The 10,992-nt window shown below is 66.5% G+C and carries 11 protein-coding genes; all 11 read left to right on the top strand.

Annotated elements, in window-relative coordinates:
- The first annotated feature begins 39 nt into the window (after positions 1–39).
- Positions 40–387, top strand: coding sequence for a DUF736 domain-containing protein (locus AKG12_RS16355; protein WP_052819651.1), 348 nt, complete (start codon positions 40–42; stop codon positions 385–387).
- Positions 388–390: 3 nt separating this feature from the next.
- Positions 391–1,152 carry a lytic transglycosylase domain-containing protein gene (locus tag AKG12_RS16360; RefSeq protein ID WP_052819652.1) on the top strand — a complete coding sequence of 254 codons (762 nt, stop codon included), beginning with the start codon at positions 391–393 and terminating at the stop codon, positions 1,150–1,152.
- 244 nt (positions 1,153–1,396) lie between these two features.
- Positions 1,397–3,136 (top strand): relaxase/mobilization nuclease domain-containing protein, encoded by a 1,740-nt coding sequence (locus AKG12_RS16365; RefSeq protein WP_052819653.1) that lies wholly within the window; start codon positions 1,397–1,399, stop codon positions 3,134–3,136.
- A gap of 25 nt (positions 3,137–3,161) precedes the next feature.
- Positions 3,162–5,147: a conjugal transfer protein TraG gene (locus AKG12_RS16370; protein WP_052819654.1), complete on the top strand. Its 1,986-nt coding sequence runs from the start codon at positions 3,162–3,164 to the stop codon at positions 5,145–5,147.
- 8 nt (positions 5,148–5,155) lie between these two features.
- Positions 5,156–5,590 carry a hypothetical protein gene (locus AKG12_RS16375; protein WP_052819655.1) on the top strand — a complete coding sequence of 145 codons (435 nt, stop codon included), beginning with the start codon at positions 5,156–5,158 and terminating at the stop codon, positions 5,588–5,590.
- Positions 5,591–5,807: 217 nt separating this feature from the next.
- On the top strand, positions 5,808–6,743 hold the full coding sequence (gene trbB, locus AKG12_RS16380; RefSeq protein WP_082178887.1) for a P-type conjugative transfer ATPase TrbB: 936 nt from the start codon (positions 5,808–5,810) through the stop codon (positions 6,741–6,743).
- Positions 6,740–7,072, top strand: a complete 333-nt coding sequence (locus AKG12_RS16385) for a TrbC/VirB2 family type IV secretion system protein (RefSeq protein WP_052819657.1) — start codon at positions 6,740–6,742, stop codon at positions 7,070–7,072. Before trbB ends, AKG12_RS16385 begins: the two co-directional genes overlap by 4 nt.
- Positions 7,072–7,353 carry a VirB3 family type IV secretion system protein gene (locus AKG12_RS16390; protein WP_018429603.1) on the top strand — a complete coding sequence of 94 codons (282 nt, stop codon included), beginning with the start codon at positions 7,072–7,074 and terminating at the stop codon, positions 7,351–7,353. The genes AKG12_RS16385 and AKG12_RS16390 overlap by 1 nt, the downstream gene beginning before the upstream one ends.
- Positions 7,354–7,365: 12 nt before the next feature.
- A complete protein-coding gene (trbE, locus tag AKG12_RS16395; protein WP_052819658.1) occupies positions 7,366–9,822 on the top strand; it encodes a conjugal transfer protein TrbE in 2,457 nt (818 codons plus the stop codon).
- Positions 9,819–10,589, top strand: a complete 771-nt coding sequence (gene trbJ / locus AKG12_RS16400; protein WP_052819659.1) for a P-type conjugative transfer protein TrbJ — start codon at positions 9,819–9,821, stop codon at positions 10,587–10,589. The genes trbE and trbJ overlap by 4 nt, the downstream gene beginning before the upstream one ends.
- Before the next feature lie 10 nt (positions 10,590–10,599).
- Positions 10,600–10,989 carry a putative entry exclusion protein TrbK-alt gene (trbK-alt, locus tag AKG12_RS16405; RefSeq protein WP_052819660.1) on the top strand — a complete coding sequence of 130 codons (390 nt, stop codon included), beginning with the start codon at positions 10,600–10,602 and terminating at the stop codon, positions 10,987–10,989.
- The last annotated feature ends 3 nt before the right edge of the window (positions 10,990–10,992 follow it).

Genomic DNA, 10,992 nt, shown 5'->3' on the forward strand with positions numbered 1-10,992 from the left:
CCCATGACCTTAGCCACCGCAATATGAAGGAGACGCCCCATGTCCGTTATCGGTCAATTCACGCGCGAAAATGACGGCTTCATCGGCCACCTGATGACGCTGTCATTGCACCAGGACATCATCATCGTTCCGGCTGAACCGTCCGATGCCGAGAACGCGCCGGACTTCCGTGTCCATGTTCTCGACAGCATGAACAACGAAACCGGCGCGGAGATCGGTGCAGGGTGGAAGCGCACCGGCGAGAAGGCCGGCGACTACGTTTCGCTGCAGATCGATGATCCGACCTTCGGTCATCCGATCCGCGCCAACCTCTTCCAATCCGCCGACGACAAGTCCGCCTGGGGCTTGCACTGGAACCGGCCGCCCAAGCGCGCAGAGCGGGACTGAACGATGTCGGTCCCGCTCCCCAAAGCTGTCGCCGGGTGGTCAAACACCGCCCGGCGCACAGCCCTCCTTCTCCTTTCCGGCCTTCTGCTTTCCGCGCCGCTTTGCGCCACCGCGAATGCGCAGACCGTGTCGGCCGAGCGCCCCTCTCGTGCCGATTCCTACGCCACATTCATCACCGAGGCCGCGCAACGGTTCGGCGTTCCCGAGCACTGGATACGCGCCGTCATGCGCGTCGAAAGCGCTGGCGACGTGCGAGCGATCTCGTCAGCCGGCGCGATGGGACTGATGCAGATCATGCCCGCCACATGGACCGATCTGCGCGCCCGTCACCGGCTCGGCGCGAATCCCTACGATCCACGCGACAACATTCTGGCGGGCGCGGCTTATCTCCGCGAGATGCACGACCGCTATGGTTCGCCGGGATTTCTCGCAGCCTACAATGCTGGTCCCGGCCGCTACGAAGAGTATCTCGCCGGCCGTCCGTTGCCCGCCGAAACGCGCGCCTATGTCGCCGCGCTGGCACCTATTATCGGCGGCGGAGATGCCCTTGCTCCCGTCACGGTCGCGGCGGCCGATCCCAACGCCTGGACACGCTCGCCGCTGTTCATCGTGCAGTCCGAGCGCACCGCCACCGCTGTTCCGACGGCCGGCGATCGCACTTCCAATGACACTCCCGCTGCAACTCCGGTGCGCGATGCCACAGCCATCGCTCCACAATCCGGAGGCCTCTTCGTGGCTAGAAACGGCGATGGAGGGCCGCGATGACGGTGTTCGCAGCATTTCGTGGAATAGCGTGCTCTGGCGGAAGGATGGCGGTCCGAGGAGGAGGAGCAGGCAACACAACCGCACGATGGCGAGATAAAAGCGCGCGAGGTGCGGCTTGGTGCGGTCGTGTGTTTTCAGGGGCTTATGGCGCATCTGCGCGAGGTGCGCCTGATCGGCGCAGCCTGCGCAATTGCCATTTCGCCAAGGATTTTCGCGCGTTTGCGCGATGTGCGGGGCCTCGGCGATGAGCGGCGAGGACGATTTCCGCATCCGGCCAGGCCGCATCCGCTCGACCCGAGCGCAGCAGGCGCGGCCCTTCATCGCCCAGGCGCTCGCCGCCGCCCAGCGGGCCGGCGGCAGCGTCTCGCGCTCCGGCAAGATCAGCTCGGGCAACCGCTCGCGGTTCGGGCGCGGGCAGCGCGCGACCGTTCAGGCCAACCGGCTACTCACCAGCCGATCGCGCAACACCATCATCAAGACGCGCGTCGTCCGTCATAGCGCGCGGGCCGCGCCGCTTTCCGCCCACCTCAGCTACCTGCGGCGCGAGGGTGTCACCCGGGATGGGGAGAAGGCGCGGCTGTTCGGTCCCGAGACCGAGGACGCCGATCCCAAGGCCTTCGCCGAGCGGACCCAGGATGATCGGCATCATTTCCGGTTCATCGTCTCGCCCGAGGACGCGACGGAGATGTCCGACCTCAAGACCTATGCCCGCGACCTGATGGGGCAGATGGAGAAAGACCTCGGCACGAAGCTCGACTGGGTCGGTGTCGATCACTGGAACACGGATAATCCGCACGTCCACATCATCCTGCGCGGGCGCACCGATGACGGCCAGGACCTCGTCATCTCGCGCGACTACATCAAGGAAGGCATGCGCGCTCGCGCGCAGGATCTCGTCACCCAAGAGCTGGGGCCGCGCACCGATCACGAGATCCGCCGCAATCTCGAACGCCAGATCGAGTCGGAGCGCTGGACCAACCTCGACCGCCAGCTTGCGCGGGACAGCTACCGCACCGGCGTCGTCGATCTTGCCCCGCACCCCGACCGCCAGCCGGACGAATTCCATGCGATGAAGGTCGGCCGGCTGCGGAAGCTGGAAACGCTTGGCCTCGCCGATCAGGTCGGTCCCGGCCAATGGGTCGTATCGGAGAACGCCGAGGCGACGCTGCGCGAGCTGGGCGAGCGTGGCGACATCATCAAACGCATTCATCGCGGCCTGACGGAACGCGGTATCGAGCGCGGCGCCGCCAGCTACGTGCTGGCCGGCGAGAGCCTCAACGATCCCGTCGTCGGCCGGCTGGTCGATCGTGGTCTCGACGATGAGCTGAAGGGCACGGCCTATGCCATCGTCGATGCCACGGACGGACGAACCCATCACATCAAGTTGCCCGACCTCGACGCGGCCGGCGATAGCGCGCCGGGCTCGATCGTCGAGCTGCGCAAATTCGACGACGCGCAGGGACGCAGACGGGTCGCGCTCGCCGTCCGCTCCGATCTCGACATCGAGAGGCAAGTCCATGCCACCGGCGCCACCTGGCTCGACCGGCAAGCGATCGCCCGCGATCCCGTTCCGCTCGGCGGCGGCGGCTTCGGCGCTGAGGTTCGCCAGGCGATGGACAGGCGGGCCGACCATCTCGTCGGCCAAGGCCTTGCCGAGCGGCAGACGCGCGGCGTCAGCTTCTCGCCCGGGCTGATCGACACGCTACGGCAGCGCGAGGTCGACGCCCTCGGCGAGAAGCTCGCCGCCGAGACCGGCCGACAATTCTCGAAGGCCGCAACGGGCGAGTATGTGGCGGGGACCTATCGCCAGCGCTTTGCGCTCGCGTCTGGCCGCTTCGCCATGATCGACGACGGCCTCGGCTTCCAGCTCGTGCCCTGGTCGCCGTCCCTCGAACGTCAGATCGGCCAGCACGTCTCCGGCGTGTCGCGCGGCGCGGGTGGCGTCGACTGGAGCTTCGGCCGCAACCGCGGGCTCGGCATGTAGCCCAATCAAGAAAGGAGTGCCCGCCATGTCGGCGACCAAAATCCTCTGGGGCCAGATCCTCACCGTCTTCCTGATCGTGCTCATGACGACCTGGGCAGCGACGCAGTGGACGGCCTATCGGCTCGGCTTCCAGCCACAGCTCGGACTTCCGTGGTTCGAACTGGCTGGCTGGCCGATCTACTATCCGCCCGCCTTCTTCTGGTGGTGGTATTTCTACGATGCCTATGCCCCACCGATCTTCATCGAGGGCGCCTATATCGCCGCGTCCGGCGGCTTCATCTCCATCGCCGTCGCGATCGGCATGTCCGTCTGGCGGGCGCGCGAAGCCAAGAACGCCGAGACCTTCGGCTCCGCCCGATGGGCCGCTGCTCGCGAAGTGAGTGCCGCCGGCCTGCTGGGCGCGGATGGCGTCATCCTGGGAAAGTTCGAGCGCGACTATCTCCGCCATGACGGTCCCGAGCATGTGCTGTGCTTTGCGCCAACCCGGTCCGGCAAGGGTGTCGGCCTGGTCGTGCCATCACTGCTGACCTGGCCGGGTTCCGCCATCGTCCACGACATCAAGGGGGAGAACTGGACGCTGACGGCAGGCTTTCGATCCCGGCACGGCCGCGTGCTGCTGTTCGATCCTACCAACGCGAAGTCGGCCGCCTACAATCCTCTGCTCGAAGTCCGCCGCGGCGAGTGGGAGGTTAGAGACGTCCAGAACATCGCCGACATTTTGGTCGACCCGGAAGGCTCGCTCGAGAAAAGGAACCACTGGGAAAAAACCAGCCACGCGCTGCTGGTCGGCGCCATCCTGCACGTCCTCTACGCCGAGGCCGACAAGACCCTGGCTGGCGTCGCCGCCTTCCTCTCCGACCCGAAGCGGCCGATCGACTCGACGCTCGCCGCCATGATGAGGACCGCCCATCTCGGCGAGGCTGGCCCGCATCCGGTAATCGCTAGCGCGGCCCGCGAGTTGCTGAACAAATCCGACAACGAGCGATCGGGCGTGCTGTCCACCGCGATGTCGTTCCTCGGCCTCTATCGCGATCCCGTCGTCGCCGAAGTCACACGCCGCTGCGACTGGCGCATCACCGACATAGTCGGCGGCAAGCATCCGACGACGCTCTATCTCGTCGTGCCGCCGTCGGACATCAACCGCACCAAGCCGCTGATCCGTCTGATCCTCAATCAGATCGGCCGGCGGCTCACGGAGGATCTGAACGCGAAGGGCAACCGCCACCGGCTTCTCCTGATGCTCGACGAATTCCCGGCCCTCGGCCGCCTCGACTTCTTTGAGAGCGCGCTTGCCTTCATGGCCGGCTACGGCCTCAAAGCCTTCCTCATCGCCCAGTCGCTGAACCAGATCGAGAAGGCCTACGGGCCGAACAACTCGATCCTCGACAACTGCCATGTCCGCGTCAGCTTCGCGACCAATGACGAGCGGACCGCCAAGCGTGTCTCCGACGCGCTCGGCACCGCGACCGAGATGCGCGCGATGAAGAACTATGCCGGTCATCGCCTGTCGCCCTGGCTCGGTCACATGATGGTCTCGCGCTCGGAGACAGCCCGGCAACTGATGACGCCCGGCGAGATCATGCAGCTCCCGCCGTCCGACGAAATCGTCATGGTCGCCGGCACCCCGCCGATCCGCGCGAAGAAGGCGCGATACTATGAGGATCGCCGGTTTCAGGAACGCATCCTGCCACCGCCGAACCTCGTGAAACCGGCAACGGCTCGGCCGGACGACTGGAGCACGCTGCCACTTCCCGCGACGCCTGCGGTCGCGATGGCCACCAGCGGCGACGGATCGGAGGACGAGGATACGACCGACTCCGAGCGCCGGCACCAGCCGGAGCTAAGTCGCTCAAAACCCGTTGAGCCTAAGCAACCCATCGAAAACGAGTTCGAGATCGATCCTCGCGACGACGCCGATGAGGACGCCGCACGTCTCTCGCGCATGAACCAGACGATGCGCCAGGTGGCGCGGCAGGCGTCGCTTGATCCCGGCGACGGCATCGATCTTTAGGAGGCACAATGGCGAAGCCCCCCAAAAAGCAGCGCCTGTCTGTATATCTCGAACCGGAGGTCATGAAGGCGCTCGCCGCGCACGCGGGCCGTCGTGATCAATCCCTCTCGCTGATCGCGGAAGCCGGCATCGCCTCCTTCCTGTCGCCTGATGCTGCCGAACGGCAGGAGGCTGCGACGACGAAGCGGCTCGACCAGATCGACCGGCGAATGGCGCGGATGGAGCGCGATCTCGGAATCAGCGTCGAAACGCTGGCCGTGTTCATCCGCTTCTGGCTGACGACAAACCCGCCGCTGCCGGAGCCCGCACAGGCTGCGGCGCGCTCGAAAGCAGGCGAGCGCTACGAGGCGTTCGTCACCGCCCTCGGCCGGCGACTCGCTCACGGGCCGAAGCTTCGCCAGGAGATTTCGGAAGACATCGCGCCCGCGCGCGACACGGACTAATCACGACCGCGCCTACCACAAGTATTCCTGCGTTCCGCCGTTTCCCTGTATTTGTACGCCACAGTACGACGACCACAGCACGGTTGTTGTCAGGCCCTAATTTCTGCCTCTTCTACTCATCCCCGATCCAGGGCCGCATGTCGCGGTCCCGCAAGAGAACGGGGACGACGTGGCGGCAACTCAACAGAAATCGGAAGCGCTCCTTCGCGGTGCCCGCATGCTGCGCACGGCCCTCGGGCCGGCGATCGCCCGCTTTCTGGAAGATCCCGCGATCGTCGAGGTGATGCTCAATCCCGATGGGCGGCTCTGGGTCGACCGGCTTTCCGAAGGGCTTTCCGATACGGGTGAGCTGCTGTCGCCTTCAGACGGCGAGCGGATCATCCGTCTCGTCGCCCATCATGTCGGCGCCGAGGTTCATCCCGGAGCCCCGCGTGTGTCGGCCGAGCTTCCCGAGACGGGGGAAAGATTCGAGGGGCTGCTGCCCCCCGTGGTGTCAGCGCCAGCCTTCGCAATCCGCAAGCCCGCTGTCGCCGTGTTCACTCTCGACGATTATGTCGCCGCCGGCATCATGGCCGCAGGTCAGGCCGAGACGCTGCGCCAGGCCGTCGCCGACCGCCGTAACATCCTCGTTGCCGGCGGCACATCCACCGGCAAGACGACCCTCACCAACGCGCTGCTGGCCGAAGTCGCGAAGACCTCCGACCGCGTCGTGCTCATCGAGGACACGCGCGAACTGCAATGCGCCGCGCCCAATCTTGTCGCCATGCGGACGAAGGATGGCATCGCCTCACTTTCCGATCTCGTCCGCTCTTCGCTTCGCCTCCGCCCAGACCGCATCCCGATCGGCGAGGTGCGCGGGGCCGAGGCGCTCGATCTGCTGAAAGCCTGGGGCACCGGCCACCCCGGTGGAGTCGGCACCATCCACGCCGGCACCGCCATCGGCGCGCTTCGTCGCATGGAGCAGCTAATCCAGGAAGCAGTCGTCACCGTCCCGCGCGCGCTGATCGCGGAGACGATTGATCTCATCGCCGTGCTGTCCGGCCGTGGCGCATCGCGCCACCTCGCCGAACTCGCCCGCATCGAGGGGCTCGGCCCCGGCGGCGACTACCGCGTCACCCCCGCAACCCAGCCCCTTACAGGAGACCCGTCATGATTAAGCACGCCCGGCGCATCCGCCGGCATATCGCTACGGCGGTGTCCGTCGCCTTCGTCTCGCTGGCGATGGCGCCCGCCGCGCACGCGTCCGGTTCCTCCATGCCCTGGGAAGCACCGCTGCAATCCATCCTCGAGTCGATCGAGGGGCCGGTCGCCAAGATCATCGCGGTGATGATCATCATCATCACCGGCCTGACGCTGGCCTTCGGCGACACTTCCGGCGGTGCCCGCAAGCTGATCCAGATCGTCTTCGGCCTGTCGATCGCCTTCGCCGCGTCCAGCTTCTTCCTGTCGTTCTTCTCGTTCGGCGGCGGGGCGCTCGTCTGATGGCCAACGGCGCGGATCATCATGGCGAGCTGGCAGGCTTCTCAGTCCCGGTCCATCGGGCGCTGACCGAGCACATCCTGCTCGGCGGCGCGCCGCGCTCGCTCGCCATCCTCAACGGCACGCTGGCGGCAGCGCTCGGCCTCGGCCTGCGCCTCTGGCTGGTCGGTCTCGGCCTCTGGGCTCTCGGCCACTTCGCGGCCGTCTGGGCAGCCAAGCGCGATCCGCAGTTCGTCGATGTCGTGCGCAAGCATCTGCGCATCCCCGGCCACCTGTCGGTTTGAGGAGGAACGACGATGATGAACCTTGCCGAATATCGCAACCGCAATACCCGGCTCGCTGACTTCCTGCCCTGGGTCGCGCTGGTCGGCGAAGGGATCGTGCTGAACAAGGACGGGAGCCTGCAGCGCACGGCACGCTTCCGCGGCCCGGACCTCGACAGCGCCGTACCGGCCGAGCTGGTCGCCGTCGCCGGCCGGCTCAACAACGCGTTTCGCCGCCTCGGCTCTGGTTGGGCGATCTTCGTCGAGGCGCAGCGCCATGGCGCCGCCACCTATCCGGCAAGCATGTTCGCCGACAGCGCCTCCGCCCTGGTCGACGCCGAACGCAAAGCCGATTTCGAGGAAGCCGGCGCGCATTTTGAGTCCAGCTACTTCCTCACCTTCCTCTATCTGCCGCCGGCCGAGGACGCCGCGCGCGCTGAGACCTGGCTCTACGAGGGCCGCGATCACGCGGGCGTCGACGCCCACGAGATCCTGCGCGGCTTCGCTGACCGCACCGACCGCATCCTCCAGCTCATCGACGCCTTCATGCCGGAATGCGCCTGGCTCGATGACGGCGAGACCCTGACCTATCTGCACTCGACGGTTTCGACGAAGCGGCACCGCGTCCGCGTGCCCGAGACGCCGATGTATCTCGACGCGCTGCTCGCCGATCAGCCGTTGACCGGCGGGCTCGAACCCCGGCTCGGCAACGCACATGTCCGCATCCTCACCATTGTCGGCTTCCCGACCGCGACCACGCCCGGCATCCTCGATGAGCTGAACCGGCTGGCCTTTCCCTATCGCTGGTCAACACGCGCCGTCCTGCTCGACAAGACCGACGCCACCAAGCTGCTGACGAAGATCAGGCGTCAGTGGTTCGCCAAGCGCAAGTCGATCGCCGCCATCCTCAAGGAGGTGATGACCAACGAGGCCTCTGCGCTGGTCGATACCGATGCGGCCAACAAGGCCGCCGACGCCGACATGGCGTTGCAGGAGCTGGGCGCTGACTATGCGGGCCAGGCCTATGTGACGGCGACTATCACCGTCTGGGACAATGACCCCCGCATCGCCGCAGAGAAGCTTCGGTTGGTCGAGAAGGTCATCCAGGGCCGTGACTTCACCGCCATGCCGGAGACGATCAACGCGGTTGATGCGTGGTTCGGCTCACTGCCCGGCCATGTCTACGCCAATGTCCGCCAACCTCCCATCAGCACATTGAATCTCGCTCACATGATCCCGCTGTCGGCGGTGTGGGCGGGACCGGAACGGGACGAGCACTTTGATGCACCCCCACTGCTCTACGGCAGAACCGAGGGCTCGACCCCGTTCCGGCTTTCCATCCATGTCGGCGATGTCGGCCATACGCTGATCGTCGGCCCGACCGGCGCTGGCAAGTCAGTTCTCCTAGCGCTCATGGCGCTGCAGTTCCGGCGCTATCCGCAGTCTCAGGTTTTCGCCTTCGACTTCGGCGGATCGATCCGCGCCGCCGCGCTCGCCATGCGCGGCGACTGGCATGATCTCGGCGGCGGCCTGACCGAAGGCGCCGACGACAGCGTGTCCCTTCAGCCGCTCGCCCGCATCGACGACGTCGCCGAGCGCGCCTGGGCCGCGGACTGGCTGCTCGCGATCCTTGGGCGTGAGAGCGTGCCCGTTACGCCCGAGGTCAAGGAGCATCTCTGGTCATCGCTGACGTCCTTGGCCTCAGCGCCGATCACCGAGCGCACACTGACAGGCCTCTCGGTCCTCCTCCAGTCGAACGACCTGAAGCAGGCGTTGCGGCCATACTGCGTGGGCGGTCCCTATGGTCGACTGCTCGACGCCGAGGCCGAACATCTCGGCGAAGCCAACGTCCAGGCCTTCGAGACCGAAGGCCTGATCGGCACCGGCGCGGCTGCCGCTGTGCTTGCCTATCTCTTCCATCGCATCGAGGACCGCCTCGACGGTCGGCCGACGCTCCTCATCGTCGACGAAGGATGGCTCGCCCTCGACGATGAGGGCTTCGCCGGTCAGCTCCGCGAATGGCTGAAGACACTGCGCAAGAAGAACGCCAGCGTCATCTTCGCCACCCAATCGCTCTCCGATATCGACGCCTCAGCGATCGCGCCGGCCATCATCGAGAGCTGCCAGACGCGCATCCTGCTCCCCAACGAACGCGCGATCGAGCCGCAGATCACCGCGATCTATCGCCGCTTCGGGCTGAACGATCGCCAGATCGAGATCCTCGCGCGGGCAATGCCCAAACGCGATTACTACTGCCAGTCGCGGCGCGGCAACCGGCTGTTCGAACTGGGCCTGTCGGACGTCGCGCTGGCGCTTTGCGCCGCGTCGTCGAAGCAGCACCAGGCGCTCATCGCCGAGGTTCACGCCCGCAGTGGCACAGACGGCTTCCTCGCCGACTGGCTCGGCGAGAACCGGCTCGGTTGGGCCGCAGACCTCATCGCAGACCTTACCAACGTCACCCCCCAAATTGATCCGGAGGCACGCCCATGACCCGTTCCGTTCGCTCCCGCTCGCGCGCGCTGCGCATGACGGCCGCAATGCTTGCCGCGCCGATCGCGCTGTCGCCAGTCTTCGCGCCGCCCGCGGCCGCGCAGTGGATCGTCTACGATCCAACAAACTATGCGCAGAACGTCCTGACGGCGGCGCGCACGCTCCAGCAGGTCAATCAGCAGATCACCCAGCTTCAGAATGAAGCCACCATGCTGATCAACCAGGCCCGCAATCTGGCGAGCCTGCCATATTCATCGCTCCAGCAGCTTCAGCAGTCGGTACAGCGCACCCAACAGCTCCTGCAACAGGCGCAGGGCATCGCCTATGACGTCCAACGCATCGACCAGGCCTTCACATCGACCTACGGCAACGCCTCGATGTCGGCCTCCGACCAAGCGCTCGTGGCGCAGGCGCGGGAGCGCTGGCAGAACACGGTTGGCGGCCTGCAGGATGCGATGCGCGTTCAGGCTGGCGTCGTCGGCAACATCGATACCAACCGTGCCGAGATGTCGTCACTGGTCGGCCAGAGTCAGGGCGCAACCGGCGCTTTGCAGGCAACGCAAGCGGGCAATCAGCTCCTGGCGCTTCAAACCCAGCAGCTCGCCGACCTTACCGCGGTTGTCGCCGCCAATGGTCGCGCACAGAGCCTGTCCGAGGCCGAGCGCGCCGCCGCGGCCGAACAGGGTCGCGAGCAGCGCCGCCGATTCCTGACGCCGGGCAGCGGCTACCAGCCCGGCAACGCCCGCATGTTCCCGAACGGCAACTGAGGGCGCGGCCATGGACGGCAAGATGCTCGCACGGCTCGGCGCTGTGGTGTTCGTGGCCGTCGCGATCACTGCGACCGCGATCGAGATGAACCGGAAAGAGGAAGTGCGGGAGGCGTGGCCGTCCGGCCGGACCACCCAAGCGCAGGGCGATCCGTTGCGCGACGAACTGATCCGCTGCCAGGTGCTCGGCGAAGCGGGGCCGCGCGATCCGGCGTGCCTGCGGGCCTGGGCCGAAAACCGCAACCGCTTCCTCGCGCCCGGCGCGCGACCTACCGAGCGCTTGCCGGACATCCCGCCAGCGCCGCGAAACACTCTCATACCCCAATCGGACCGCACCGATCAGCCGGCCTTCGAGCCCGCCGCACCGATCGCGCCGCCGCAGTTCGACGAGGCGAGATAAGAT

The sequence above is a fragment of the Agrobacterium sp. SUL3 genome (genome assembly GCF_001263295.1).
Lineage (GTDB): Bacteria > Pseudomonadota > Alphaproteobacteria > Rhizobiales > Rhizobiaceae > Agrobacterium > Agrobacterium tomkonis.